The organism is Pseudarthrobacter sp. NPDC092419 (assembly GCF_044755045.1).
Classification (GTDB): Bacteria; Actinomycetota; Actinomycetes; order Actinomycetales; family Micrococcaceae; genus Arthrobacter.
The window spans coordinates 1-25,872 of record NZ_JBIVQF010000007.1 but is presented as its reverse complement, the minus strand read 5'-3'; the positions used below and the strand labels follow the sequence as shown (position 1 = coordinate 25,872).

The window sequence follows — 25,872 nt, the reverse complement described above, 5'->3', positions numbered from 1 at the left end:
GCCTCCTTCAGAAGCGGAAAAGGCCCTGAACAGGGCCTTTGTGCCCTGTTCCGGGTTTCCGGCCCCCGCCTAGCTTGGAAGGCATGGCTGCCGGACCACACGCCGGGTTGGATGGACCCGCCTCAGACGCACTGCTCAAACTGGGCCGTTTCTTCACGAAATGGGACCAGACCGATGACGGCAGGGCGGTGTTCCGCGAGGGCGGGCGGCGCGGCGACGTCTTCTACCGCGACCGCTGGAGTCACGACAAGGTGGTCCGTTCCACGCACGGTGTGAACTGCACCGGCTCCTGTTCGTGGAAGGTGTACGTCAAGGACGGCATCATCACCTGGGAATCCCAGCAGACCGACTACCCTTCCGTGGGCCCCAACAGCCCGGAGTACGAGCCCCGCGGCTGCCCCCGCGGTGCGGCTTTCTCCTGGTACACCTACTCCCCCACGCGCGTGCGCTTCCCCTATGCCCGCGGCGTCCTGGTGGAGATGTACCGCGAGGCGAAGGCCCGGCTGGGCGACCCCGTCCTGGCGTTCGCGGAGATCGCGGCGGATCCTGTGAAGCGGCGCCGGTACCAGCAGGCCCGCGGCAAGGGCGGGCTGGTCCGGGTGTCCTGGCAGGAAGCCATCGAGATTGCCGCCGCCGCGCACGTGAACACCATCAAGACCTACGGCCCGGACCGCTGCGCCGGGTTCTCCCCAATCCCCGCGATGTCCATGGTGTCGCACGCGGTGGGGACGCGCTTCATCCAGCTGATCGGCGGGGTAATGACGTCCTTCTACGACTGGTATGCGGACCTCCCCGTGGCCAGCCCGCAGGTATTCGGGGACCAGACGGACGTTCCCGAGTCCGGCGACTGGTGGGACGCCCGCTACCTCATGATGTGGGGCTCCAACGTCCCCGTCACCCGGACCCCCGACGCGCACTGGATGGCGGAGGTCCGCTACCGGGGCACCAAGGTGGTCACCGTAAGCCCTGACTACGCGGACAACACCAAGTTCGCGGACGAGTGGCTGCCCGCCCAGGCCGGCACGGATGCAGCCCTGGCGATGGCCATGGGCCACGTGATGCTCAAGGAATTCTTCGTGGACCGGCAGGTCCCCTTCTTCACGGATTACGTCAAGCAGTACACGGACCTGCCCTTCCTGGTCACGCTGGAGGCGAACGACGGCGGCGGGCTGGCGCCGTCGAAATTCCTCACCGCCCTGGACGTCCCCGGCGAGGCCGGGGCCGAGGATGCGGCGTTCCGCACCGTCCTGTTCGACCGGAAGTCCGGCAGGGCAGCGGTCCCCAACGGGTCCCTGGGCTTCCGCTACTCCGGCAGCGGTGAAGGCAAGTGGAACCTGGACCTCGAGGGGCTGGAACCGGCGCTGTCCCTGCGCGAGGTGTCCGGCGAGAGCGCCGAGGTCCTGCTCCCCTGCTTCGAGGACGCCGGCGGGGCGGGTTCCGTGCTCCGCCGCGGGGTGCCTGTGATGGAAGTGGGCGGGCACCTGGTGACCACGGTCTTCGACCTGATGCTGGCCCAGTACGGCGTGGGCCGCGAGGGACTGCCGGGTGACTGGGCCGCAGGGTACGACGATGCGGCCACGCCCTACACCCCCGCCTGGCAGGAGGAGATCACCAGCGTTCCCGCCCAGGCCTGCGTGCGGGTGGCCCGGGAGTTCGCCCGGAACGCCGAGCAGTCCAAGGGCCGGTCCATGATCATCATGGGCGCCGGCATCTGCCAGTGGTTCCACGGCGACACCACCTACCGCGCCATCCTGGCCCTGGTGATGCTCACCGGCTGCATGGGACGCAACGGCGGCGGCTGGGCGCACTACGTGGGCCAGGAAAAGACCCGGCCCGTGACCGGCTGGGTGTCGCTGGCCAACGCGCTGGACTGGTCCCGGCCGCCGCGGACCATGATCGGCACCGGCTACTGGTACATGCATACGGACCAGTGGCGGCAGGACGGCTACTCCGCGGACGCGCTGAAGTCCCCGCTGTCCACGGGCAGCCTGGACGGGCTGCACACGGCGGATGCGCTGGCCCAGTCGGCGCGGCTGGGCTGGATGCCCTTCTATCCCCAGTTCGACCGCAACCCCCTGGACGTCGCGGACGAGGCGGAGGCCGCCGTCGCAAGCGGAGCGGTGCCTGACGCGCCCGCGTACATTGCCCAGTCGCTGAAGGACCGCACCCTGAACCCTGCCATCGAGGACGTGGACGCCCCCGCCAACTGGCCGCGCACCCTGGTGCTGTGGCGCTCCAACCTGTTCGGCTCCTCCGCCAAGGGCAACGAATACTTCCTGCGGAATCTGCTGGGCACGCACAACAACGTCATGGGCCAGGACAACCCGCCGGAGCTCAAGCCGCGGGACGTCGCCTGGCACGACCAGGCGCCCGAAGGGAAGCTGGACCTGCTGGTCTCCGCGGACTTCCGGATGACATCCACCACGCTCCTCTCCGACGTGGTGTTCCCCGCCGCAACCTGGTATGAAAAGCACGACCTCTCCTCCACGGACATGCACCCCTTCGTGCACGCCTTCACCCCGGCCATCGACCCGCCGTGGGAAACCAAGACCGACTTTGATACCTTCCACCTGCTGGCGCAGGAGTTTTCCCGGCTGGCCAAGACCCACCTGGGCGTCCGCCGGGACCTGGTGAGCGTGCCGCTGCAACACGACACCCCGGGCCAGCTGGCCCAGCCCGGCGGCGTGGTGCGCGACTGGCGCAACCCGGACATTCCCGCGGTACCCGGCCAGAACATGCCCGTCTTTTCCGTCGTGGAGCGTGACTATACGGCCATCGCGGAGAAGCTGGCCGCCGTCGGTCCCCTCGCCGGAAAGCTGGGCTTCACCGTCAAGAACGTCACCTATAAACTGGACGGCCCTCTGGAGCGGCTGCGGCGCGCGAACGGCGTGATGCTCGGCGGCGCTGCGGACGGACTCCCCGCCCTGGACACAGACGCGAAGATGGCGGAGGCCATCCTGGCCTTCTCCGGCACCACCAACGGCGCGCTCTCGGTACAGGGGTTCAAGGACCTGGAGGTGCGGACCGGGCAGAAGCTGGCGGACCTGGCCGAGGGATCCGAGGAAAAGTTCATCACCTTCGCCCAGACGCAGGCCGGTCCGGTGCCGGTGATCACCTCACCGGAATGGTCCGGTTCCGAAACCGGCGGCCGCCGCTACGCGCCGTTCACCATAAACATTGAACGGCTCAAGCCCTTCCACACCCTGACCGGCCGGATGCACTTCTTCCTGGACCACGACTGGATCACGGATATCGGCGAGTCGCTGCCCATCTACCGGCCGCCGCTGGACATGCACCGGCTGTTCGGCGAACCCAAGCTGGGCCGCGACGGGTCCATGGAAGTGGTGGTTCGGTACCTGACGCCGCATTCCAAGTGGTCCATCCACTCCGAGTACCAGGACAACCTGCTGATGCTCTCGCTTTCCCGCGGCGGACCCACCGTCTGGATGAGCCCGGCGGACGCGGACGCCATCGAGGTCAAGGACAACGACTGGGTGGAATGCGTGAACATCAATGGCGTGCTGGTGGCACGGGCCGTGGTCAGCCACCGGATGCCCGCCGGGGTTGTGTACGTCCACCACGCGCAGGAACGCACCATCGATGTGCCCAAATCCGAGGCCACGGGCCGCCGCGGCGGCATCCACAACTCCGTGACACGGCTGCTCGTGAAGCCGTCCCACCTGATCGGCGGGTACGCGCAGCTGGCGTACGCGTTCAACTACCTCGGCCCCACCGGAAACCAGCGGGACATGGTGGCCACCGTCCGCCGCCGCTCACAGGAGGTGCAGTACTGATGCGTGTCATGGCCCAGATGGGCATGGTGATGAACCTGGACAAGTGCATCGGCTGCCATACGTGCTCCGTGACCTGCAAGCAGGCCTGGACCAACCGTGCCGGCACCGAGTACGTCTGGTTCAACAACGTTGAAACCCGGCCCGGGCAGGGGTACCCGCGCCGCTACGAAGACCAGGACCGCTGGTACGGCGGCTGGACCCTGAACAAGCGCGGCAAGCTGGTCCTCAAGGCCGGCGGCCGGGTGAAGAAACTGCTGGGCATCTTCGCCAGCCCGGTGCAGCCTGAGCTCAAGGACTACTACGAGCCGTGGACCTACGACTACAAAACCCTGGTGGATGCACCGCTGGGCGATGACTTCCCCGTGGCCAGGCCCAAATCCCTGATCACCGGCGAGGACACCAAGATCACCTGGTCCGCCAACTGGGACGACAACCTGGGCGGCTCCGCGGAAAACGGCCACCTGGACCCGCTGGTGGAGAAGGTCCGGCGCGAATCTGAGGACAAGATCAAGTTCGCCTACGAGCAGACGTTCATGTTCTATCTTCCGCGGATCTGCGAGCACTGCCTCAACCCGTCCTGCATGGCGTCCTGCCCTTCCGGCGCCATCTACAAGCGGGTGGAGGACGGGATCGTGCTGGTGGACCAGGACCGCTGCCGCGGCTGGCGCCAGTGCATCACCGGCTGCCCGTACAAGAAGATCTACTTCAACCACAAGACCGGCAAGGCCGAGAAGTGCACGTTCTGCTATCCGCGCGTGGAAGTGGGGCTGCCCACCGTCTGCTCCGAGACCTGCGTGGGCCGGCTGCGGTACCTGGGGCTGTTTTTGTACGACGCCGATGCGGTCACCGCTGCGGCCTCGGTCACCGACCCGAAGGAACTCTACGACGCCCAGATGGACGTCCTGCTGGACCCCAACGATCCCGCCGTCCAGGCCGAGGCCCGGGCGCAGGGCATCCCGGAGGACTGGCTGGATGCCGCCCGCCGCTCGCCCGTGTATGCGCTGGCCAAGGTGTATAAGGTGGCCCTGCCGCTGCACCCGGAGTACCGCACCATGCCGATGGTCTGGTACGTGCCGCCCCTCTCCCCCGTAGTGGACCTCCTGCGCGAGCAGGGGCACGACGGCGAGGACCAGGGAAATCTGTTCGGCGCCATCGACGCGCTGCGGATCCCCGTGGAATACCTTGCCGAACTCTTCACGGCCGGGGACACCGAACGGGTGACGGCGGTGCTGCGGAAACTCGCGGCCATGCGCTCGTTCATGCGCGGCATCAGCATGGGCGAGGACCCGGACGAATCCATTCCGGAGTCCGTGGGCATGGACGGGCAGACCATGTACGAGATGTACCGGCTCATGGCCATCGCCAAATACGACGAACGCTACGTCATTCCCAAGGCCCACGTGGAGCAGGCGCACGACCTCGAGGAGATGGGCTGCTCGCTGGATTTCGACGGCGGCCCGGGCATGCAGGATTCAGCCCCCTTTGGGGAGGGCAGCGGCCGGCCCGTCCCGGTGGCCGTGGAAACGTTCAACGCCCTCCGCGACCGGCAGACCTCCGGCGCGGCTGCCGACAACTCGGCGCTGCGGGGCCGGGTGAACCTGCTCAACTGGGACGGCAACGGAGCACCGCCGGGGCTGTTCCCGGAGCGTTCCGGCCCCTCCGGCTCTCCCGTGTCCACAGCGGAGGACCGCCCATGAGCCGCCGCAGCCAGGTACTGTACCTTGCGGCCGCGTGGTGCCTGTCCTATCCCGACGAGGACCTGGTGGCCAGGGTGCCGCTGATCCGCGCCGCGCTGGCAGAGTTCCCTGGTGTCACAGCCGGCTTCGAGGCCGTGCTCGACCAGCTCGAAGGCACGCCTGCGATGGAGCTCCAGGCCTTCTATGTCCGGGAGTTCGACCTGGGCAAACGGCACGCCCTGCACCTGAGCTACTGGACGGATGGGGACACACGGCGCCGCGGCGAGGTCCTGGGCACGTTCAAGGAGGCCTACCGGCAAAGCGACATCCTGGTGGACACCCAGGGTGAACTGCCGGATTACCTGCCCATGGTGCTGGAGTACGCGGCCCGGGTGGATTTCGAGGCGGGCCATGCCCTGTTGGTCCGCTACCGCCCCAGCCTGGAGATGCTCCGTCTGGGCCTGGCGCGGGACGGCCTGCCACACACGAAGATCCTGGAGGCCCTCTGCGCCACGCTGCCGGGCAAATCGCCCCGCGACGAGCAGGACGTCATGCGCATGGCTGGCCTGGGACCTCCCACCGAAGCGGTAGGCCTTGACCCGTACGATCCCCGGCTATTGCCCGTAAGGAGGGCCTGACCATGCCGGCTTTTGAGACCGCGCCCGGATCCGCCGTCGTAGTGACTCCCTTGGATACCCTGCTGTGGGGCGTCCTGCCGTACCTGATGGTGGTGGTGCTGGTGGGCGGGCTGGTGTGGCGCTACCGCTACGACCAGTTCGGCTGGACGACCCGTTCCTCGCAGCTGTACGAGTCCAAACTGCTGCGGATCGCTTCCCCGCTGTTCCACTTCGGGCTGCTGGCCGTAGTGGCCGGGCATTTCTTTGGCCTGGTAATTCCCAAGTCCTGGACCGAGGCGGTGGGGATCAGCCAGGACTTCTACCACTTCAACGCGTTGTTCGTCGGCGGGATCGCGGGGGTTGGCACGCTGGGCGGGATCGCGTTGCTGATCTACCGGCGGCGGACCAGTGGCCCGGTGTTCATGGCCACTACCCGGAACGACAAAGCCATGTACGTGGTGCTCACCGCTGCCATCTTGTTCGGGCTGTGGACCACGCTGGCGAGCGTCTTCGAAGGCGAGCACGGGCACAACTACCGCGAGACCGTGGCCCCCTGGTTCCGCTCGCTGTTCATCTTCCAGCCGGACGTGGCCGCCATGGCCGCCGCTCCGTTCTCCTTCCACCTGCACACGCTGGTGGGCATGGTGTTGTTCTTCCTGTGGCCATTCACCCGGCTGGTCCATGCGTTCACTGCCCCTCTGCATTACCTCTTCCGCCCGTACATCGTCTACCGCTCCCGTGACAAGGACCGCCGTGGCCGGGGCTGGCAGCCCGTCGGCACGCCGGACCGGGACACCCGCAACCGCTGACCGGGGCACTCGGTCCCGCCCGCACATACTTCAAGGAGAGCCACCGTGTCTGGAACATCCCCCGCCGTCACCAGCGGCCGCACCCTCAACCTGGTGCTGGCCACGGCCGCTTCCGTGGCCGGGTTCTGGGCCTGGAACTCCGTGGCAACATTGGGGGCCTTCTACACCCAGAACCTTGAGCTCACCCCCGCCACCACGGGAATCCTGGTGGCCATGCCCGTGTTCGTGGGCTCGCTGGGCAGGATCGTGGTGGGAGCCCTGACGGACAAGTACGGCGGGCGGGCCATGTTCAGCTTCGTTCTGCTGGCCTCCATCATCCCGCTCATGCTCGTGGCCATCGGCGGGCTGCTCAGTTCGTTCGCGCTGGTGCTGGGCGCGGGACTGTTGCTGGGCGTGGCAGGTACCGTGTTCGCCGTCGGAATTCCCTTTGTCAGCGCCTGGTACGACCCCTCCCGGCGCGGCTTCGCCACCGGAGTGTTCGGCGCCGGCATGGGCGGCACCGCCCTCGCGGCGTTCCTGAACCCGCGCTTGGTAGCAGGCATCGGCTATTTCCCGACCCACCTGCTCATCGCCGGAGTCCTGGCCGCCATGGCCGCACTGGTCTGGTTCCTGATGAAAGAGGCGCCGGACTGGGAACCCCACCACGTGCCGGTCGTGCCCAAGCTCCTGGATGCCGCCCGGACGCCGGTGACGTGGAAGATGTGCTTCCTGTACGCGGTAGTGTTCGGCGGGTTCGTTTCGTTTGCCACGTACCTGCCTACCTACCTGCGCGATATCTACAGCTTCGATCCCGCCGGTGCCGGTGCCCGGACCGCCGGATTCGCGCTGGCGGCTGTGCTGGCGCGGCCCATTGGCGGCGTGCTGGCGGACAAGTTCGGGCCTAAGCCGGTGGTCGTGGCATCCTTGGCCGCCGTCGCCGTCCTGGCCTGGGTGGTCAACATGCGGCCCGACGGCGAGATCCCAGCCGGCCTGACGTTCGTCGGCATGGCCGCAGCACTGGGCTTGGGAACGGGCGGAGTGTTCGCGTGGGTAGGGGTGCTGGCACCGCAGGGCAAGGTTGGCAGCATCAGCGGCGTGGTCAGCGCAGCCGGCGGCCTGGGCGGGTACTTCCCGCCGCTGATCATGGGCGCCACGTACGATGCCGCCACGCGCAGCTACTCGATCGGGCTCCTGCTGCTGGTGGCCACTGCCCTGGCAGCGCTGGCGTTCACTGTGTGGGGCGTGCAGGGCCGCGTCACAGCTGCCAAGGTTCAGGAGGCGCGGTAGCGGAGGACCTCTTTCGCAAAACCGGCCTTGGCCCGCATGAACGGTGCTGCTGCACACCGCTTATGCGGGCCAAAGCCGGTTAAGCCCGACGTCGGGGTGCGGCTAGGAGGGGAACAGCAGGAACGCGATGGGAGTGACCAGGATCAGGGTCAGGGCAACCCGCTGGAACCAGATCACCACGAGCTTCCACACCGGGATGGGGATGTCCGTGGCCATGATGCAGGGCACCAGGGCGGAGAAGAAGATGATCCCGGAAACCGACACCACGCCGATGACGAACTTCACCACGGGGGCGGCTTCTGCCGCCAGCAGGGCCGGCAGGAACATCTCGGCCACGCCCACGGCGCTTGCCTTGGCCACCAGCATGGGCTCGGGCAGCTGCAGGGCCCAGGTGAACGGGTAGAAGATGTAGCCCACCCAGTCGAAGACCGGAGTGTAAGTGGCCAGGACCAGGCCCAGCAGGCCGATGGAAAGGATGGACGGCAGGATGGCCATGGCCATCAGCAGGCCGTCGCGGACGTTGGTCCACACGTTGGCCGCGAGGGACGGAGCCGCGTCCACCGTAGCTCGCGCTTCGCGCCAGGCAACCTGGAGGCGGCGGCCGGTGATCTGCTCTTCCGGCTGGGGCACGGCGTCCGGGTGGTAGTCGTCCGGGATGCTGTTCAGGGGCCATATCCGGACCGTGATGGCGGTGACCAGGAACGTCACCAGGAAGGTGATCCAGAAGTAGGCGGTCCACTGGCCCATGAGATCCAGGGTCTTGGCGACAATGACCATGAACGTCGCAGAGACAGTGGAGAAACCGGTGGCGATGATTGCGGACTCGCGGGCGGTGTACTTGCCCTCTTTATAGACCCGGTTGGTGATGAGCAGTCCCAAAGAGTAGCTGCCCACGAAGGAGGCGACGGCGTCGATCGCTGAACGCCCCGGTGTCCGCCAGATGGGCCGCATGACCCGCTGTACCAGGACGCCAATGAACTCGAGCAGGCCATAGCTCACCAGGAGGGCCAGGAAGACAGCACCGATCGGTACCAGCAGGCCCACGGGGATGACCAACTTGTCGAAGAGGAACGGGCCCATGCCGGGTTCGAACAGCCAGGCGGGGCCAACACGGAAGACCATCATGAAGCCCACCGCCATGCCCACCACCTTGAACAGGGAAAAGATCACATCGACGGGAGTCTTCTTCCAGGTTCCGGTAATGAACGGGTACGCTGCTCCGGCGACGATGACGGCCAGCGCGTAGTAGGGCAGGACCGGGCCGATGCCGGCCTGGAGGAACGTAACGATGTGGTCCAGCATGATGGTGTTCTTGGCACCGATGGTCACCGGAACGAAGAACATGAAGGCGCCAATGCCGCTGTAAACAAAAAGCTTCCACATATGACGCGATGTGGTGCGCGGGGCCTCGGAGGTGATGGCCATCGGACTTGTCTCCTGACTTTTGCCGGCCACGGAGTGGGTCCGGCATTTTCGTGTACCCAACCATCCCACCGCGGAACCGGATCAGGGACAATGGAATCCGGGACTATGGAGTCTCACATATGAGATTCGGCTCACAGGGAGGTGTGGCGTGGACAGCTCGTTGCGTCCCCTGCTGATCCTGAGCTTCCTGGCCACCCAGGCAAACCCGGTGTCGGCGGCAAGGATAGCGGAGGCCGTCGATGCCCCGCGGTCCACCACTTTCCGGCTGTTGCGGGGCATGCAGACACTGGGCTACGTGACGCACCTGCCTGAGGAACAGGCCTACGCCCTGGGCATCGCCGCGCGGGAAATCGGCCAGGCTTTCGGTCTCCAGGCGCCGCTGGCCCGGTACGGCCGCCCGGTCCTGGAACGGCTCGTGGCAAAGGTGGGCGAAACAGCACACCTGGCCGTACTGCACGGCCACGAGACGCTCTACATCCACGAGCAGACCGCTCCCCTGCGCGCACCACTGGTCACCGCGAAGGACGTCCGGCTCCCGGCACACCTGACAGCCTCCGGCAGGGTGATCCTGGCCGGCATCGGCAACGACCAACTGCGCGCGCTGTTCCCACCCAACTTCGCGTTCATCCGGCGGACCGGCCGGGGTCCGGCCACGTACGGCGAACTGCAGGAGCAGCTCTCGGCGGTGCGGCGGGCCGGGTTCGCCCGCGAGTTCGGCGAGGTCACGGAAGGCTTAACGTCCATCGCGAAACCGGTGCACGACAGGACCGGGCGGGTCGTGGCCTCCATCGCGGTCACCCACGCCTACAGCCTGGCCGAACCGTCCGCCGCTGATGCGGACCTGCAGCGCATCCTCGTGGGCGCCCTGGAGAACGCGACCCGGGACTTGAGCCGCCGGCTTGGATGGGTGCCGCCGGGGAACGGTTAACGAAAGACCCCCGGATCCTCGCGGATTCCGGGGGCTTATCTATGTAGCGGTGGGGAGGCTCGATCTCCCGACCTCACGATTATGAGTCGTGCGCTCTAACCAACTGAGCTACACCGCCACGAATGAGAAAAACCTGCGTCAAGCCGGTCAAAACCGCCTTGACACAGGCCCTCATTCAGAGCCCCCCACCGGAATCGATCCGGTGACCTCGTTCTTACCAAGAACGCGCTCTACCACTGAGCTAGGGGGGCAACGAGTAAATACTCTACCGGAAGATTTCACCACCAACAAATCGGCGGAACCGGCCTTCCCCCGGGGCTCGCAGCCTGCCTGAGAGAGGTGCGCATCACCTCGATTTTCCCCAGGTTTTAGCGGCTTTTAACGGTTTCACCATCAGGACGGCCGACGCCGGAAATCCCCTTGGAGGACCCCTCACCGACCCGGCCGGGCGGCAATGTGTCCATCACCACACCAACCGCACTCCCGGCAGTGTGTGCCCGCGTTAACGGGCGACGGCGGCGGGCCGGCATTCAGCCGGTCCGCCGCCGTCGTCAGTCACCTACCTTGCGGAAGGTTTACCACTTGCCCTTGCGGTTGAAATCGCGGTGTCCGCTGTCATTGCCGCGGGGCTTGCGGGAACCGTCACCGTGGCCGAAGGAACGGGAATCACTGGAGGAGCGCTCGCTGTACGAACGTCCGCCACGGTCCGCAGAGGACCGCTCGCCGTCGCTTTTGCGGAACTCGCGCTTGAACCCGCCGCTGCCCTTGAAGTTGCCGCCGCGGTCACCGCCGCGGTTGCCCTGGTAGGCGCCGCGCTCACCGGAGGGACGGCGGCCGTTGTCCAGCTCAAGGTGGATCAGCTCGCCGCCGATCCGGGTGCGGGACAATGCGCGCAGCTGCTCGGGGCTGAGGTCCGCGGGCAGCTCCACCAGGGAGTGGTCCGAACGGATGTCGATGCCGCCGATCTGCGAGGACGAGATGCCGCCTTCGTTGGCGATGGCGCCCACGATGGAGCCGGGCATGACGCGCTGGCGGCGTCCCACCGCGATCCGGTAGGTGGCATTGCCCTCGGTGAGCTGGCGGGTGGGCCCGCGGGACCCGAAGCCGTCCTTGGACCGTTCACGCTTCTGGAACTCGGGAGCTGCCGGCAGTTCCTTGACCAGGAGCGGCTGGCCGCCCTGGGCCATCACGGCAAGGGCTGCAGCGATTTCGGCTGCCGGCACCTTGTGCTCTTCCTCGTAGGAGGCGATGAGGTCGCGGAACATCGAGACATCCTCGGAGGCGAGGGTCTCGGTGATGCGCTCGGCGAACTTGCCCAGGCGCAGCGTGTTCACGGTCTCGGCGGTGGGCAGGTGCATCTGCTCAACCGGCTGGCGGGTGGCCTTCTCGATGGCGCGCAGCAGGTACTTCTCGCGGGGCGTCATGAAGAGGATCGCATCACCGTTGCGGCCCGCGCGGCCCGTACGGCCGATCCGGTGCACATAGGACTCGGTGTCGTGCGGGATGTCGTAGTTGACCACGTGGCTGATGCGCTCAACGTCCAGGCCGCGGGCGGCGACGTCGGTGGCCACCAGGATGTCGATGCGGCCTTCCTTCAGCGCGTCAACAGTGCGTTCACGCTGCTGCTGCGGAATGTCGCCGTTGATGGCGGCAGCCTGGAAACCGCGGGACTTCAGCTTGTCGGCCAGGTCCTCGGTCGCCATCTTGGTGCGCACGAAGGCGATGACGCCGTCGAACTCTTCCACCTCGAGGATGCGGGTCAGGGCGTCCAGCTTGTGCGGGCCCATGACCTGCAGGTAGCGCTGACGGATGTTGGCGCCCGTGGAGGTCTTGGTCTTGACCGAGACCTCTTCGGGGTTGTTCAGGTACTGCTTGGACATCCGGCGGATCTGGCTGGGCATCGTGGCGGAGAACAGCGCCACCTGGCGGTCTTCCGGGGTCTGCTGGAAGATCTGCTCCACGTCTTCGGCGAAGCCCATGCGCAGCATTTCATCGGCCTCGTCCAGTACCAGGTACTGGAGTTCGGACAGGTCCAGCGAGCCCTTGGAGATGTGGTCGATCACGCGGCCGGGGGTACCGACAACAACCTGGGCGCCGCGGCGCAGGCCGGCCAGCTGGGGGCCATAGGCGGAGCCGCCGTAGACGGGCAGCACGGTGAAGTCGTCGATGTGCTTGGCGTAGGAGGTGAACGCCTCCGCCACCTGGAGCGCAAGTTCACGGGTGGGGGCCAGGACCAGGGCCTGCGTCTTGCGGGACGGGCCGTTGAGGTCGTGCAGTTCAGCCAGGCGGGACAGTGCCGGCACTGCGAATGCTGCAGTCTTGCCGGTACCGGTCTGTGCCAGGCCCACAACGTCGCGGCCTTCGAGCAGCAGCGGGATGGTGGCGGCCTGGATGGGGGATGGCTTTTCGTAGCCGACATCCTGGAGGGCGGCGAGGACGCGGCCGTCGATGCCGAGGTCGGCAAACTTGACGGAGTTGTCCTCTGCCTCAGCCTCGGCGGCGGGAGCCGCGGGCGCTTCGGCGGGGGCAGCGGAAGCTGCAGGAGCGTCGATCACTGTGGTGTCGGCGTCGTAATTTTCGTTCTGGTTTTCGGGCATAGGGAAAGATTCCTCATCCATAGGGGGCCAGGCGGCACTACCCGAGGTGAGCGGAGCCGCAGTACGTGTGCCGTGGGTGCCGGGCATACGTTGACCGGCCGGTCACAGAAGTCCGGCGCTTTCGCAATCCCGTGGCAGGACTTCCCGCTGCATCTCTTGGCTGCTATCCCAGCAGTCTGTACAGCGTTTTCTTTAGCCGGCTCTCCCTATGAAAATGCCCGCATCGCTTGCGCGGGCCCCAACACTTACCAGTCCTGCCTCAAAAATTGGGCAGGAATAAGGGATTTCCGGAGTGGGGGATATTTCAAGTGTAGGGCACCGGGGCGCCGTACCGGAAATTCAGCGCACGACGGCGGCGGTGAGCTTGCGCACATGGCCCGCCGTGCGCCGGGATGCTTCGCCCGGGTCACCTGCCGAATCGGCGCAGGACGGCGTCGAACTTGGTGTGGTACTCATCCTGGAGGCGGATCTCGCCATCGGCCTCGGCGTCGCGCAGGGCCTCCACCAGGTCCGGCGTGGGCTCGCTGAACCACTGCCCCACGGTGATGCCGTGGCGCGGGACGAAGGTGCGGTGGATGTGGTCCCCGGCCTGAATAGCACCGGTGTGGATGACGCGCAGGTAGGTGCCCACACGGCCTTCTTCGGTAAACCGCTTGACCCACTGCTGCTGGTCCATGCGCCGCTGGAACGTGGCGCACGGGACGCGCGGGGAGGTGACCTCGAGTTCGACATCCAAGCCGATCTTCCAGCGCTCCCCGATCACCGCGCCGGTGGCCTCGATGCCGGCCACCCGCAGGTTCTCGCCGAAGACGCCCGGCGGAAGCTCGCGGCCCAGCGCTTGCGACCAGAATTCAGCGTCAGCCTGGGAATAGGCGTAGACAGCCTGATCTTCACCGCCGTGGTTGTATCGGTCGGCCTGAATGTCGCCGCGGAGGCCCAGCTTGTGGATTTTCACGGGACCTTCCGTCGGGCGCTTGTCGATGGCAGTGATCCCGACCGCGCTCTCATCCTCGAGGAGCTGGTGGACGCGGCACACTGCGAGGACGGAGGCGGTTTCCATGGCACCAGTGTAGGGGCCCGCGGCTGTGTGGGGGACGGATGTATTCGAAGAGTTCGAGCCGGCCATGACCGTCCGGCGTCTGGAGCTACCAAGGCCACCGCGTCAGCTCCAGCGGCGTCCCGCCCCAACCGTCAGGCTGAAAACCCGCCATCCGCCTTGACCAGCTGGCCGGACACCCAGCGCCCGGCCGGCGAGAGGAGGAAGGCCACCGTGGCGGCGACATCCGCGGGCGTGCCCAGGCGTCCGGTCGGCTGGCGTTCGGCGAGTGCCTCCCTCAGTTCCGGGGCCATCCAGCCTGTATCAACCGGCCCCGGGTTCAGCACGTTGGCCGAGATGCCCTGCGGTCCCAGCTCCCGCGCCGCGGCAATGATGATCCGGTCGAGCGCCCCCTTCGAGGCCCCATAGGGAAGGTTGAACGCTGTGTGGTCACTGGTCAGCGCAACGATCGCGCCGCCGTCGTCCGTTGCCTGCCGCGCGAACGCCGCGATCAGCTGCCAGCTGGCCCGGGTGTTGACCGCGAAGTGGCGCTCGAACGACTCAAGCGTGGTGTCCAGGATGCCCGAATCCACCGATTCCGCATGGCTCAGCACCAGCCCCTGCAGCGGCCCGGCCAGCTCTACGGCGTCCGCCACCAGCCGGTCCGGGACGGCGGGATCAGCCAGGTCAGAGGGAAGCAGATGGACGCGGGCGCCGATGACTTCCAGCTCGGCAGTCAGGCGTACGACGTCGTCCGGCTGGCTTCCCCACGGCATGCGGGCATCGTAGGGGTGCCAGTACGCCAGGGCCAGGTCCCAGCCGTCCGCCGCCAGGTGCCGGGCAATGCCCGCGCCGATGCCTGCCAGCCGCCCGGCCCCCGTGATGAGCGCAACGGGACGGACAGGTGCTTCGACGGGAGGTTCCATGCTGCCAGCCTACTGGCGTCTCCATTCGGCGTGGCCGGGTGGCTACGGGATGGAGCGGAACGCCTGTTCGAGGTCCGCGATCAGGTCTTCAGCGTCCTCGATGCCGCAGGAGAGCCGGAGCAGGTTGACCGGGACGGCCAGTTCGGTGCCCTTGACGGACGCGTGGGTCATCTCGGACGGGTAGTTCATCAACGACTCGATGCCGCCCAAGGACTCGGCAAGCGTGAACACGGAGGTGTTTTCCGCAACCGCCCGCGCCGCCGCCTCGCCGCCCTTGAACTGCACGGACACCATGCCGCCGAACTTCTTCATCTGCTGCTTCGCCAGTTCATGGCCCGGGTGCGAGGGCAGGCCCGGGTACAGCACGGCCTCCACCTCTGGGCGCTCCAGCAGCCATTCGGCCACGGCCTGGCCGTTCTCGCTGTGCCGGTCCATCCGCACGCCCAGGGTCTTCAGGCCGCGGGTGGTCAGGAAGGCATCCATCGGACCGGATACGGCGCCGACGGCGAACTGCACGAAGCCGATCTTCTCCGCCAGCTCCGCGTCCTTGACCACCACGGCGCCGCCGACGACGTCGGAGTGCCCGCCGATGTACTTCGTCGTGGAGTGGACCACGACGTCGGCGCCCAGGGCAAGCGGGTTCTGCAAGTAGGGAGAAGCGAAGGTGTTGTCCACGACAAGGAGGGCCCCGGCGTCGTGCGCTACCTTGGCGAGCGCAGCGATATCGGTGATCTTCATCAGCGGGTTGGAGGGGGTCTCCACCCAGACGATGCGGGTCTGCTGCGCGGCCACCGCCTTGGCCACGGCATCCAGGTCCGCCATGTCCACCGGGGTGTTCCCGATGCCCCACTCCCCTAGCACGCGGCTGATCAGCCGGTACGTGCCGCCGTACGCATCGTTGCCGAGCACGATGTGGTCGCCCGGGCGGGTAAGGGCCCGGATCAGCGAGTCCTCTGCCGCGAGCCCGGAACCGAACGAATATGCGTGGGTGCCCAGCTCCAGCGCCGCCAGCTGCTCCTGCAGCGCATCGCGGGTCGGGTTGCCGCCGCGGCCATACTCGTAGCCGTCGCGGAGCCCGCCGATGCCGTCCTGGGCATACGTCGAGCTGAAGTGCAGCGGCGGGACCACCGCACCGGTGCGCGGTTCGAAAGCCTGGCCGGCGTGCACGGCGCGGGTGTTGAAGCCTTGGTTCTCAGAGGCAGTCATGGTGCTCCTTTTCGGGTTGGCGCAGGTCAGTTGCTGAGGTATGCCAGGAGGTCGTGGCGGGTGATGATTCCCACCGGTGCCCCCACAAACGTAACCATCAGGGTGTCCACGTCGGAGAGCATTTCGCGGGCGGCTGAGATGGTCTCCAGCGAGCCGATCACGGGCAGCTTGGGGCCCATGTGTTCGGAAATCTTGTCCGTCAGCTTCGCCTCGCCGCGGAACAGCTTGGCCGTGAGCGAACGCTCATCCACCGCGCCCAGCACCTCACCCATCACCACGGGCGGCTCCTGTGAGAGGACCGGAATGTGGCTGACGCCGAACTCATTCATGATGTTGATGACGTCCCGGACCGACTCGTTGGGGTGGATATGCACCAGATCCGGCAGTTCGCCGTTCTTGGACTTGATCACCTCGCCCACGGACGTTTCCTCGCCGCCGGAGAGGAAACCATAGGAGCGCATCCACTGATCGTTGAAGATTTTCGCCAGGTACCCGCGGCCGGAGTCGGGCAGGATCACGACGACGACAGCCTCCTCGGGCAGGTCCCTTGCCGCCTCAAGCGCAGCCACCACCGCCATGCCGGACGAGCCGCCCACCAGCAGGCCCTCCTCCCGGGCCAGCCGGCGGGTCATGGCGAACGAGTCGCCGTCGTTGACCGCGATCACCCGGTCCGGGACGGACTTGTCGTAGTTGCCCGGCCACATGTCCTCGCCCACGCCCTCGACGAAATACGGGCGTCCGGTGCCGCCTGAGTAGACCGAACCTTCGGGGTCCGCGCCGATGATCTTGACCACGCCGCCGTCGGAGTCCGGACGGTCCGCCGACACCTCCTTGAGGTAGCGGCCCGTGCCCGTGATGGTGCCGCCGGTGCCGGCGCCGATCACGCAGTGGGTGACCTTGCCGTCGGTGTCGCGCCAGATCTCCGGGCCGGTGGTCTCGTAATGGCTGCCGGGGGCCGCGGGGTTGGAGAACTGGTCAGGCTTATACGCGCCGGGGGTCTCGCGTACCAGCCGGTCCGAGACGCCGTAGTAGCTCTGCGGGCTGTCCGGCGGGACGGACGTGGGGGTCACCACGACTTCCGCGCCGTAGGCCTGGAGCACGGCGCGCTTGTCCTCGCCCACCTTGTCCGGGACCACGAAGATGCACTTGTAGCCCTTCTGCTGGGCCACGAGCGCCAGGCCAACACCGGTGTTGCCCGAGGTGGGTTCGATGATGGTCCCGCCGGGCTGGAGTTTGCCGTCGCGCTCGGCGTCCTCGATCATCTTCACCGCGATGCGGTCCTTGATGGATCCGCCGGGGTTCACGTACTCAAGTTTGACCAGAACAGTGGCTTTAATGCCGTCCGTGACGTGGTTCAGCTTGATGAGCGGGGTATTGCCAATGAGGTCCAAAACGGACTGGGCGTACTTCATGGATACTAAGCTACCGCTTCCGGTGATGTCGGGGCGGCGTGGGACGATGGAGGCATGACCATCGCAGCCGCAACCGCCCGGCCCGCCGCCGCGGCGGACGCCTCCCTGCGGTGGCATTCCGGCAGCGGATTGGATCTCCTCCGCACTCTCGGGCCCCTGCTGCGCGGCGCCAGCGACCCCTCCTTCAGCGTGCAGGGTGGCGTGGTGTGGAATGCGTTTACGACGCCGGACGGCCCGGTGACGCTGCGCCTCGCCCCCGCGGGCGGCGGCGCAGTCGACGCCCGGGCGTGGGGTCCCGGTGCGGCCGCTGCGGTGGCTGCAGTGCCCCGGCTCCTCGGTTCCGGCGACGACTGGTCCGGCTTCGACGAACCCGCCTTCCATGCCACGCTCCCCCGGATGGTGCGTGAAGCCAGGCGGCAGAGCCGCGCCGTGCGGCTGCCCGCCAGCGGGCGCATGGTGGACCAGCTGGTGCCGATCATCCTGGAGCAGAAGGTCACGGTCATCGAAGCGCGCCGGGCCTACCGGTACCTGGTGCACAAGTTCGGGTCCCCACCGCCGGCAGCTCCCCTCGCTCCCGCAGGGCTCCGGCTGGCCCCCACCCCCGCCCAGTGGCTGCAGGTCCCCAGCTGGGAGTGGCACCAGGCGGGCGTAGGACCCCAGCGGTCGGCCACCGTGATGCGGGCGTTGCGGTCCGCCGTCGCGCTTGAACGCCTGGCAGCGCTGCCCGCGGCGGAGGCAGCTGCCAAGCTGCAGACCATCCCCGGCATCGGCATCTGGACCGCGGCGGAGGTGGTGCAGCGCACGCACGGCTGCCCCGACTCGATCTCCGTGGGCGACTACCACCTGGCCGCCTACGTGGGTGCCGCACTGACCGGCCACCGGACGGACGACGCCGGCATGCTGCGGCTGCTGGAGCCCTGGACCGGCCACCGCCAGCGGGTGGTACGGATGATCCAGGCCAGCGGCTTCCGCAAGCCCACGTTCGGCCCGCGGATGACCATCCAGGACCACCGCCGCCACTGACGGTTACAGGCGGAGGCGGGCCACGGCTTCCTCGCGCATCTCCACCTTGCGGACCTTTCCGGACACCGTCATGGGGAAGCTCTCGCGGACCTCCACGTACCGGGGAATCTTGTAGTGAGCCAGCTTCCCGCGGCAGAACTGCGCCACCGCCGCCGCGTCCAGGGTTTCAGCTCCGGGCTTGAGGATCACGCAGGCCATGAGCTCCTCCCCGTACTTCGCATCCGGGACCCCGATCACCTGCACGTCCTGGATGGCCGGGTGGGTATAGAGGAACTCCTCGATCTCGCGCGGGTAGATGTTCTCGCCGCCGCGGATCACCATGTCCTTCATCCGGCCCTCGATCACCACGTACCCGTCCTCATCCATCCGGGCCAGGTCCCCGGTGTGCATCCAGCCGTCGGCGTCAATGGACTCGGCCGTTTTCTCCGGCTGGTTCCAGTACCCGGCCATCACGGCATAGCCGCGCGTACACAGCTCGCCGATCTGCCCCCGTTCCAGGACCTCCCCAGACGCCGGGTCCACAATCCGCGACTCCAGCCGCGGCATGGTGCGCCCCACGGTCTCGGTGCGGTGCCGGAGCGTGTCCCCCTGCCGGGTCATGGTGGACACCGGCGAGGTTTCGGTCATGCCGTAGCAAATGGCCACGTCCTTCATGTTCATCTCCGAAATGACCCGGTTCATCACCTCGATGGGGCACAGCGAGCCCGCCATGACGCCGGTCCGCAGCGTGGAGAGGTCGTAGGAGCCGAAGTCCTCCAGCGCGAGCTCGGCGATAAACATCGTGGGGACCCCGTACAGAGACGTCCCGCCGAAGTCCTGCACGGCTTCCAGTGCCGCGGCGGGCGAGAATCCACGGCCCGGAATGATGGTGGCAGCGCCGTGGCTCAGCGCGTTGAGGTTGCCGATCACCATGCCGAAGCAGTGGTAGAACGGCACCGGGATCACCACGCGATCGTGCTCCGTATAGGCCAGCAGCTCCCCGATGGCGTAGCCGTTGTTCAGGATGTTGTGGTGCGTGAGCGTCGCGCCCTTGGGGAAACCGGTGGTTCCGGAGGTGTACTGCAGGTTGATCGGGTCGTGCGGGTCAAGTTCCGCCATGCGCTCCTTCAGCACGGAATGCCCGACGGCGTCAGCGCGCCGAAGCAGCTCGGCGTACGTCAGCTCTGCCTCGCTGAGGGGGACGCCGGCGTCGTACACATCCCCGCCGGGCCCTTCCCCGCCCGGCGCCGGCAGGAAGACGAGTTCGCGCAGCTCCGGGCAGGTGGTGAGCGCGCCGCGGGCCATGCCCACGTAGTCGCTGTTGCGGTCCGAGGGCGCGGCGACCAGCATCCGCATGCCGTTCTGCTTAACCACGAACTCAAGCTCGTGGCTGCGGTAGGCCGGGTTGACGTTGACCAGGATCGCGCCCACCTTGGCGGTGGCGTACTGCAGGAGGGTCCATTCGGCGCAGTTGGGGCTCCAGATGCCGACCCGCTCCCCCTTGGCAATGCCCAAGGCGAGCAGGGCGCGCGCCAGGCGGTCGACGTCGTCGTTCATCTTGGTGTAGCTCCATCGCCGGGCATCCGCACCCGGGACCGGGGCCGCCTCGATCAGCGCGTCATGCAGCGGGAACTGCGCTGCAATCCGTTCAAAGTTGTGGCCGATGGTCTCTTCGAGCAGCGGGACGTCAGTGTCGCCGGCGGTGTAAGCGCGCATGGAAGGCACGCTACCGCATCGGGCCGGCGCCGGCCGGTATTCTGAAACGCATGAGTGCACCCATCGACCTGCAGGCCACGTTCATCCCCAACGACGGCGAGTTCTTCCGCGTGAAGCTCGCCCTGGAAATCGCCATTGACGAAGTGGTGAACGAACCCGGCTGCATCCGCTACGAGCTGACCGAAGCCACCGAGGAAAAGCTGGTGCTGACCGAGCGCTGGGCGTCGGAGGAGGACCTTGAGAAGCACTCCAAGGGCATCGCGGTGCAGGACCTGAACGAATCCCTCAGCGCGCTGCTGGCCGAACCCGTGAAGGTGGAGCGGATCTAGCGCGGCCGGCCTTAAGCATCGACTGCTCCGTAAGTGCCCTTTTGAAGGTTCAGGTGGCACTTACGGAGCAGTCGATGGTTTTAAGGGACTAGGCGTCCGGGATCTGGGTGCCGTCCTGCTGGCCTGCCGGCTTGCCTGCGGCGGCGGCGGCTTCTTCCCGCTGGCGCGCCACGTGTGCGTGGACCTCTTCCATGTCCAGGCCCTTCACGGCCTCCACAACCTGCTCCAGCTGCTGGGCGTTCAGCGCACCGGGCTGGGAGAACACCAGCACCTTTTCGCGGAACGCCATCAGGGTGGGGATGGAAGAAATGCCGGCCTCGGCGGCGAGCTGCTGCTCAGCCTCCGTGTCCACCTTGGTGAACACTACGTCCGGGTGCTTCTCGGAAACAGCAGAGTACGTGGGCCCGAACTGCTTGCAGGGACCGCACCACTCCGCCCAGAAGTCCACCAGGACAATGTCGTTGCCTTCGATGGTAGATGCGAACTGTTCACCTGTGATGTCAAGGGTAGCCATGTGTCCACGGTACGCGGAATGGTTCCGCATTTGGGGCGGTGTTCGCTCCCCGCGTCATCGGGAATACGGGACGTTAGGCCGTATACAGTGCACCCTGCGGCGCTTACCCTGAGGGCAACAGTGAAGCGTGCGTGCGACAGGAGGGCTCATGACCGCCGCGATTTCGGCACGGTCCCTGACCAAGAGCTTTGGCCGGCGGGAGGTGCTTCACGGCGTGGATTTCACGGTAGAGCCCGGTTCGGTGTTCGGCGTGATCGGGCCCAACGGCGCCGGCAAGACCACCACCATGCGGTGCCTGCTGGACATCATCCGGCCCAGTGGCGGCGAAGTCCGGGTGCTGGGCACGGACCCGCGGGCGGGCGGTCCGGAGCTGCGGCGGCGCATCGGTTACCTGCCGGGCGAGCTGTTCCTGGAGGGCCGGGTCACCGGCCGGAAGCTCCTGAACCACTACCAGGCCATCAGCGGTCCCGTTCCGCCCGGACGGGTCGACGAGCTGGCCGAACGCCTGGGACTGGACCTGGACCGGCACACCCGCAAGCTGTCCAAAGGCAACAAGCAGAAGCTGGGCCTGGTCCAGGCGTTCATGCACCAGCCCGAGCTGCTGGTCCTGGACGAGCCCACCAGCGGCCTGGATCCGCTGGTGCAGCAGGAGTTCCACGCCATGGTCCGCGAAGCACGGCACCGGGGCCAAACCATATTCCTCAGCTCCCACGTTCTCAGCGAGGTGCAGCAGACCGCCGACACCGTCGCCATCCTGCGCGACGGGCGCATCATCGCCGTCGAATCAGTCAGCGGCCTCCGGGAAGGTGCCCAGCGGCGCGTCCGGTTCACGGCGCATGCAATTTCAGCGGACGACGCCGTTGCGCTGCTCAGTGAGGTGCCCGGCGTCGGAAACGTGGAGGTGCTTGAGTCCGACGGCTCGGTCACGCTGTCAGCGACCCTCTCCGGCCCTATCCAGCCGCTGGTCCGGATGCTGGGCTGGCTGGAGCTCGTAGACCTGGTCCTGGAGGAACCGGACCTGGAGGACGCCGTCCTGAAGATGTACTCGGTTCCGCAGGAGGAGGGGCGATGAAAACTTCGCTTCCCCTGTTCCGCCGTTCCTTCGTGGACTCGTGGCGCTCCACCCTCGCCTGGGCCGCCGGGCTGGCGGGCGCATGCTTCCTGTACCTGCCGCTTTATCCGTCCATCGGCGACAGCGCACAAATGCAGGACATGATCGATGCCCTTCCGGCGGAAATGACCAAGGCGCTGAACTACGACCAGATCGCCACCGGGCCCGGCTACACCCAGGCCACACTGTACGGGCTGCTGGGCTTCCTCCTGATGACCATTGCATCCGTCGCCTGGGGTGCGGCCGCCGTGGGCGGAGACGAGGAATCCGGCCAGCTTGAACTGACGCTGGCACACGGCGTCCGGCGGGTGCAGGTGGTGCTGGAACGGGCACTGGCCCTGGCGCTGCGGATCGTTGTGCTCTCGGCCTGGGTCTTCCTGCTCGTCTGGTTCCTCAACGAGCCCTCACAGCTGGGCATCAAGATGGAGAACCTTTTCGGCGCCTCGGTCCTTTTCGCCGGGCTGGCACTCCTGAGCGGCACGGCGGCCCTGTGTGCCGGCGCAGTGACCGGGCGGAAGACCGACGGCATAGCAGCCGGGGCGGCGGTGGGCGTCCTCGGGTACGTGTTCAACGCCGTCGGCCGCCAGAGCGAGGACGTGGAATGGCTGCTGAACCTGAGCCCGTACCACTGGGCCTACGGGAACTCGCCGGTGGCCAGCGGCGCCGACTGGTCCGCCGCCGGATGGCTGTGGGCACTCTCCGCGGCGCTGGTGGTGCTGGCGGCCGCGGCACTGGAACGGCGCGACGTCGGGGCCTGACGCTCAGGAGTGCCAGGCGTGCGGCGCCGGGGTGCGGGCGCCCGGGAGGCTGTTGGCGGTCCGCCACTCATGGATCCACTCGGGCAGTTCCAGGCGGGCCGGAGGCTGCCCGAATTCTTCCAGGATCTCGTCCTGGCTGACCGGCCGCCCCTTGGCGACCAGCCGGGTGGCGATATGCGCGCGCGCGTAAATTTCGCCGTCGGACACCATGCGCTGCTCGAAGTAGACCGCTTTGGTGTCCAGCCCGATGATGCGCGTCTCGACGGTGTAGCGCTGCCATAGCTGGAGGGACTTCCGGAACGCGATGGTCTCCCCCGCCGCCACCGGAGACCATCCGCGCCGGCGCATCCGCTTCCACACACCGCTGCGGACCATGAGGTCGAACCGGCCCAGGTCCATCAGCGAAAAATACATGCCGTTGTTGACGTGGACTGCGATGTCCACGTCAGTGGGCAGGACGCGCATCGGCAGCGATGACGTGTCCCAGATGGTCAGCGGCGCCCGCCTGGCAGAGCGGAAAAGCATCAGGATGGTTCGCAGAATCAGGTGCATGGCGCCTATGTTACCCGCTAGTAACAAGACGCGACGGGCAGCGGGCAGCCCGCCCGTCAGGCAGGTAGTCCGCTGCCCCAGTTGAGTACACCCGTGCGGGCCCTCCAGCGAATCTCACGGATTTCCGGGTACCGCGTACTCGTGCCGGGCGCCGGGGCCCGTTCCTAGACTCGGGATTCCTAGGACCACGCAAGGGCGGGTCTCCCGGGTTAGCTGCCGGGATCCGGTCCCGTTCAGGCTTCCGTATTTTCTGGGTATGCGGTCGCTTCCGCCCTGGTGGCTCCGGCGTGATGCCGGGGCCACCGGCGCACCCTGATCACCTGTCCGACTCCGGGTGCCGAGTATCCGCCTGTGACGCGGCGCGCCCCGGCCGGAGGACCGCAGCTGGACGGCCTACCCATGAACCCGCAAGAGGACCCCTTCAACACCATTCCCCCTAGTGACTTCACCGCCCCTTCGCCAGGCACCGGACCTGCCGGCCCCGGGCTCCCCTACCCCGGCCGCCGGGCGGGAGCGGCGGCGGGCGCCCTTGTTGCAGTCTTGACCATCGCAACCCTCAGCCTCAGCGCAACGCCTGAAGTATTCAACGGACAGGACGCAGGAACCGCCACGGCGGGTACGACGGCGGCCGGCGCAGTTGCGCCCGACGGCCCGGCTTTGGCGGACTACACCGCCAGGCGTGTGCACCCCGCCCTCCCCATCGACGCCTTCGCCGATCCCGCCGCGAGCCCGGCCGGCAGTTCAGGAACGGGCGCCGGCCCGGCCGCCCCATCCCAGACGGGAACTCCGGCTTCTGTCAAGAAGGCCGCCGTGGCGCCGTCGCCCGCGAAGGCAGCTGCCGCCGCCGTCGCACCCCCTCCGGCTCCAGCACCCGCGCCTGCCCCTGCACCCGCTCCAGCACCCGCGCCCGCCCCTGCTCCGCCCCCGGCTCCGGCACCGGCACCTGCTCCTCCGCCTGCACCCGCAGTGCGGACCATCCATGTCGCCGGGTCCGGCGGTCAGGAACTGATCGACGCGTGCATCGGGCCCATCCACTTCACCCCTAACGACGGCTACTCGCTGTTCATCACCGAGCACGACTTCTGCGGCGGGTGGGCACGTTTTTCCGGTATCGGGGTGGGCGAAACCGTGAGCCTGCCGGGTTATGGAACGTACACCGTGACAGGCCGCGGCCAGGTCCCCAATCCCGGGACGACCAACGATGTGGTGGCGGTGTTCGGCGGATTCCCGCGGGCCATCCTGCAGACCTGCATTCCCGGGACAAGCCAGATGCTGCTGATTGCGCTGAACTGACCCCAGAAGCTGTTGGCCCGCGAAGCTGGCGTGGGCGCATTAAAAAAGCTGTCCGCGGATCCGGCCCCAAGAAAGGGGTCCGATCCGCGGACATGGCCGGCAAGCGGCCATTGGTGCGGTCAGTAGGGCGTTCGCGCTTTAGGCGGGGTGGCGCTCCGAAATATGTTCCACCAACTCGCCAACCCGCTGCTCGGTGTAATTCCGTGCAATATCGCCCTGGCTGATGATGCCCACCAGTTTGTGATCGGCAATGACCGGCAGCCGCCTGATCTGGTGCCTTTCCATCAGCTCAATCGCGGCGTCGATAGTGGCATCGGCGTCAACCCAGTGCGGCCGGCCGGTAGCGAGTTCGCGTGCCATCATCTCAGCCGGGTTACGGCCGGTGGCAACGCACTTCAGGACGATATCCCGGTCGGTGACCATGCCCGTCAGCTTGCCGTCGTCTCCGCAGATGGGCAGCGATCCGCAATCCAGGTCCATCATCATCCGGGCCGCGTCCACGAGGGACTGGCTTTCCTTGATACAGCGCGCGTCCGTGGTCATAAACTCACGCACAGCACTCATTGGATCCTCCTTCATCGATGAAAGTATCGACGCAGGGCATCGGGGCTCATACGCCGATGCTGCCAGCCTACGCCGACGCTGCGGGCAGTGTCGACGGCTGGTTTCACTCCCCGCCTGGTGGTCAATTCCCCGTGAAACGCCGCGGGGATTTGACCTTTTAACGGGGAAAAGCCGGACACCACCAAGGGCACGAAAAAGCCCCCGGAACCTGGTGGTTCCGGAGGCTCTCACAAGGGTGGCAGATGAGGTGTCTAGTTTCACGACATAGTTCTCACATGAGTCGGGACATCGTTCCCAGTTGATGCTTCACCGGTGAGTCGGGACATCGTTCACACCCTGGA

Annotated in this window: 21 protein-coding genes and 2 tRNA genes; 11 read left to right on the top strand and 12 right to left on the bottom strand. The window is 67.1% G+C overall.

Going from position 1 to position 25,872, the window contains the following annotated elements:
- The first annotated feature begins 83 nt into the window (after positions 1–83).
- The 5 genes from ACIQC0_RS11895 to ACIQC0_RS11875 are packed head-to-tail and all read left to right on the top strand — an operon-like array spanning position 84 to position 8,162.
- Complete coding sequence (locus tag ACIQC0_RS11895) at positions 84–3,794, top strand: nitrate reductase subunit alpha (protein WP_400535147.1); 3,711 nt, start codon at positions 84–86, stop codon at positions 3,792–3,794.
- Positions 3,794–5,491 (top strand): nitrate reductase subunit beta, encoded by a 1,698-nt coding sequence (narH, locus tag ACIQC0_RS11890; protein WP_400535145.1) that lies wholly within the window; start codon positions 3,794–3,796, stop codon positions 5,489–5,491. The genes ACIQC0_RS11895 and narH overlap by 1 nt, the downstream gene beginning before the upstream one ends.
- Entirely contained in the window at positions 5,488–6,108 is a 621-nt protein-coding gene (gene narJ / locus ACIQC0_RS11885) for a nitrate reductase molybdenum cofactor assembly chaperone (protein ID WP_400535143.1), read from the top strand. Before narH ends, narJ begins: the two co-directional genes overlap by 4 nt.
- Positions 6,109–6,110: 2 nt before the next feature.
- On the top strand, positions 6,111–6,896 hold the full coding sequence (narI, locus tag ACIQC0_RS11880) for a respiratory nitrate reductase subunit gamma (protein WP_377214615.1): 786 nt from the start codon (positions 6,111–6,113) through the stop codon (positions 6,894–6,896).
- Positions 6,897–6,941: 45 nt separating this feature from the next.
- A complete protein-coding gene (locus ACIQC0_RS11875; RefSeq protein WP_400535141.1) occupies positions 6,942–8,162 on the top strand; it encodes a nitrate/nitrite transporter in 1,221 nt (406 codons plus the stop codon).
- Between the two features lie 102 nt (positions 8,163–8,264).
- Here the strand turns inward: ACIQC0_RS11875 and ACIQC0_RS11870 are convergent, their stop codons facing one another.
- Positions 8,265–9,587, bottom strand: a complete 1,323-nt coding sequence (locus ACIQC0_RS11870) for a YjiH family protein (RefSeq protein WP_400535139.1) — start codon at positions 9,585–9,587, stop codon at positions 8,265–8,267.
- A 148-nt stretch (positions 9,588–9,735) separates the two neighbouring features.
- Here ACIQC0_RS11870 and ACIQC0_RS11865 point away from each other — a divergent pair, with 148 nt between their 5' ends.
- A complete protein-coding gene (locus ACIQC0_RS11865) occupies positions 9,736–10,515 on the top strand; it encodes an IclR family transcriptional regulator (protein ID WP_400535137.1) in 780 nt (259 codons plus the stop codon).
- Positions 10,516–10,559: 44 nt separating this feature from the next.
- Here ACIQC0_RS11865 and ACIQC0_RS11860 read toward each other — a convergent pair.
- From ACIQC0_RS11860 to ACIQC0_RS11830, 7 genes are all read right to left on the bottom strand, one after another.
- Positions 10,560–10,633 (bottom strand) — tRNA-Met (locus ACIQC0_RS11860).
- 61 nt (positions 10,634–10,694) lie between these two features.
- Positions 10,695–10,766: transfer RNA gene (locus tag ACIQC0_RS11855), tRNA-Thr, on the bottom strand.
- Between the two features lie 324 nt (positions 10,767–11,090).
- Positions 11,091–13,112, bottom strand: coding sequence for a DEAD/DEAH box helicase (locus tag ACIQC0_RS11850; RefSeq protein ID WP_400535135.1), 2,022 nt, complete (start codon positions 13,110–13,112; stop codon positions 11,091–11,093).
- 406 nt (positions 13,113–13,518) lie between these two features.
- Positions 13,519–14,172 (bottom strand): MOSC domain-containing protein, encoded by a 654-nt coding sequence (locus ACIQC0_RS11845; protein ID WP_400535133.1) that lies wholly within the window; start codon positions 14,170–14,172, stop codon positions 13,519–13,521.
- Between the two features lie 131 nt (positions 14,173–14,303).
- Positions 14,304–15,074 carry an SDR family oxidoreductase gene (locus ACIQC0_RS11840; protein WP_400535131.1) on the bottom strand — a complete coding sequence of 257 codons (771 nt, stop codon included), beginning with the start codon at positions 15,072–15,074 and terminating at the stop codon, positions 14,304–14,306.
- Between the two features lie 42 nt (positions 15,075–15,116).
- Positions 15,117–16,280: a cystathionine gamma-synthase gene (locus ACIQC0_RS11835; RefSeq protein WP_400535129.1), complete on the bottom strand. Its 1,164-nt coding sequence runs from the start codon at positions 16,278–16,280 to the stop codon at positions 15,117–15,119.
- A gap of 26 nt (positions 16,281–16,306) precedes the next feature.
- Positions 16,307–17,692, bottom strand: a complete 1,386-nt coding sequence (locus ACIQC0_RS11830) for a cystathionine beta-synthase (RefSeq protein ID WP_377214607.1) — start codon at positions 17,690–17,692, stop codon at positions 16,307–16,309.
- A gap of 54 nt (positions 17,693–17,746) precedes the next feature.
- On the opposite strand from ACIQC0_RS11830, the gene ACIQC0_RS11825 reads away from it, so the two are divergent.
- Complete coding sequence (locus ACIQC0_RS11825) at positions 17,747–18,715, top strand: DNA-3-methyladenine glycosylase family protein (protein WP_400535127.1); 969 nt, start codon at positions 17,747–17,749, stop codon at positions 18,713–18,715.
- A gap of 3 nt (positions 18,716–18,718) precedes the next feature.
- Here ACIQC0_RS11825 and ACIQC0_RS11820 read toward each other — a convergent pair whose 3' ends face one another.
- Positions 18,719–20,410 (bottom strand): AMP-binding protein, encoded by a 1,692-nt coding sequence (locus ACIQC0_RS11820; RefSeq protein WP_400535125.1) that lies wholly within the window; start codon positions 20,408–20,410, stop codon positions 18,719–18,721.
- 50 nt (positions 20,411–20,460) lie between these two features.
- On the opposite strand from ACIQC0_RS11820, the gene ACIQC0_RS11815 reads away from it, so the two are divergent.
- Positions 20,461–20,739 (top strand): putative quinol monooxygenase, encoded by a 279-nt coding sequence (locus ACIQC0_RS11815; protein WP_400535123.1) that lies wholly within the window; start codon positions 20,461–20,463, stop codon positions 20,737–20,739.
- Positions 20,740–20,827: 88 nt separating this feature from the next.
- Here the strand turns inward: ACIQC0_RS11815 and trxA are convergent, their stop codons facing one another.
- A complete protein-coding gene (gene trxA / locus ACIQC0_RS11810; protein WP_400535121.1) occupies positions 20,828–21,253 on the bottom strand; it encodes a thioredoxin in 426 nt (141 codons plus the stop codon).
- A 148-nt stretch (positions 21,254–21,401) separates the two neighbouring features.
- Here trxA and ACIQC0_RS11805 point away from each other — a divergent pair, with 148 nt between their 5' ends.
- Positions 21,402–22,325, top strand: a complete 924-nt coding sequence (locus tag ACIQC0_RS11805) for an ABC transporter ATP-binding protein (protein ID WP_377214602.1) — start codon at positions 21,402–21,404, stop codon at positions 22,323–22,325.
- Complete coding sequence (locus ACIQC0_RS11800) at positions 22,322–23,122, top strand: ABC transporter permease subunit (protein ID WP_400535119.1); 801 nt, start codon at positions 22,322–22,324, stop codon at positions 23,120–23,122. Before ACIQC0_RS11805 ends, ACIQC0_RS11800 begins: the two co-directional genes overlap by 4 nt.
- 3 nt (positions 23,123–23,125) lie before the next feature.
- On the opposite strand, the gene ACIQC0_RS11795 is transcribed toward ACIQC0_RS11800, so the two are convergent.
- A complete protein-coding gene (locus tag ACIQC0_RS11795) occupies positions 23,126–23,674 on the bottom strand; it encodes an acyl-CoA thioesterase (RefSeq protein WP_400535117.1) in 549 nt (182 codons plus the stop codon).
- Between the two features lie 540 nt (positions 23,675–24,214).
- Between ACIQC0_RS11795 and ACIQC0_RS11790 the strand changes: the two genes are divergently transcribed.
- Positions 24,215–24,967 carry a peptidoglycan-binding protein gene (locus ACIQC0_RS11790; RefSeq protein ID WP_400535115.1) on the top strand — a complete coding sequence of 251 codons (753 nt, stop codon included), beginning with the start codon at positions 24,215–24,217 and terminating at the stop codon, positions 24,965–24,967.
- A gap of 138 nt (positions 24,968–25,105) precedes the next feature.
- Here ACIQC0_RS11790 and ACIQC0_RS11785 read toward each other — a convergent pair whose 3' ends face one another.
- Positions 25,106–25,531: a CBS domain-containing protein gene (locus tag ACIQC0_RS11785; protein WP_377214598.1), complete on the bottom strand. Its 426-nt coding sequence runs from the start codon at positions 25,529–25,531 to the stop codon at positions 25,106–25,108.
- Positions 25,532–25,872: the final 341 nt, after the last annotated feature.

Bases quoted from the DNA above. Each gene is read 5' to 3' on its own strand.
- ACIQC0_RS11895 (WP_400535147.1), top strand. From the start codon at position 84: ATGGCTGCCGGACCACACGCCGGGTTGGATGGACCCGCCTCAGACGCA.
- narH (WP_400535145.1), top strand. From the start codon at position 3,794: ATGCGTGTCATGGCCCAGATGGGCATGGTGATGAACCTGGACAAGTGC.
- narJ (WP_400535143.1), top strand. From the start codon at position 5,488: ATGAGCCGCCGCAGCCAGGTACTGTACCTTGCGGCCGCGTGGTGCCTG.
- narI (WP_377214615.1), top strand. From the start codon at position 6,111: ATGCCGGCTTTTGAGACCGCGCCCGGATCCGCCGTCGTAGTGACTCCC.
- ACIQC0_RS11870 (WP_400535139.1), bottom strand. From the start codon at position 9,587: ATGGCCATCACCTCCGAGGCCCCGCGCACCACATCGCGTCATATGTGG.
- ACIQC0_RS11850 (WP_400535135.1), bottom strand. From the start codon at position 13,112: ATGCCCGAAAACCAGAACGAAAATTACGACGCCGACACCACAGTGATC.
- ACIQC0_RS11845 (WP_400535133.1), bottom strand. From the start codon at position 14,172: ATGGAAACCGCCTCCGTCCTCGCAGTGTGCCGCGTCCACCAGCTCCTC.
- ACIQC0_RS11840 (WP_400535131.1), bottom strand. From the start codon at position 15,074: ATGGAACCTCCCGTCGAAGCACCTGTCCGTCCCGTTGCGCTCATCACG.
- ACIQC0_RS11835 (WP_400535129.1), bottom strand. From the start codon at position 16,280: ATGACTGCCTCTGAGAACCAAGGCTTCAACACCCGCGCCGTGCACGCC.
- ACIQC0_RS11830 (WP_377214607.1), bottom strand. From the start codon at position 17,692: ATGAAGTACGCCCAGTCCGTTTTGGACCTCATTGGCAATACCCCGCTC.
- ACIQC0_RS11825 (WP_400535127.1), top strand. From the start codon at position 17,747: ATGACCATCGCAGCCGCAACCGCCCGGCCCGCCGCCGCGGCGGACGCC.
- ACIQC0_RS11820 (WP_400535125.1), bottom strand. From the start codon at position 20,410: ATGCGCGCTTACACCGCCGGCGACACTGACGTCCCGCTGCTCGAAGAG.
- ACIQC0_RS11815 (WP_400535123.1), top strand. From the start codon at position 20,461: ATGAGTGCACCCATCGACCTGCAGGCCACGTTCATCCCCAACGACGGC.
- trxA (WP_400535121.1), bottom strand. From the start codon at position 21,253: ATGGCTACCCTTGACATCACAGGTGAACAGTTCGCATCTACCATCGAA.
- ACIQC0_RS11805 (WP_377214602.1), top strand. From the start codon at position 21,402: ATGACCGCCGCGATTTCGGCACGGTCCCTGACCAAGAGCTTTGGCCGG.
- ACIQC0_RS11800 (WP_400535119.1), top strand. From the start codon at position 22,322: ATGAAAACTTCGCTTCCCCTGTTCCGCCGTTCCTTCGTGGACTCGTGG.
- ACIQC0_RS11795 (WP_400535117.1), bottom strand. From the start codon at position 23,674: ATGCACCTGATTCTGCGAACCATCCTGATGCTTTTCCGCTCTGCCAGG.
- ACIQC0_RS11785 (WP_377214598.1), bottom strand. From the start codon at position 25,531: ATGAGTGCTGTGCGTGAGTTTATGACCACGGACGCGCGCTGTATCAAG.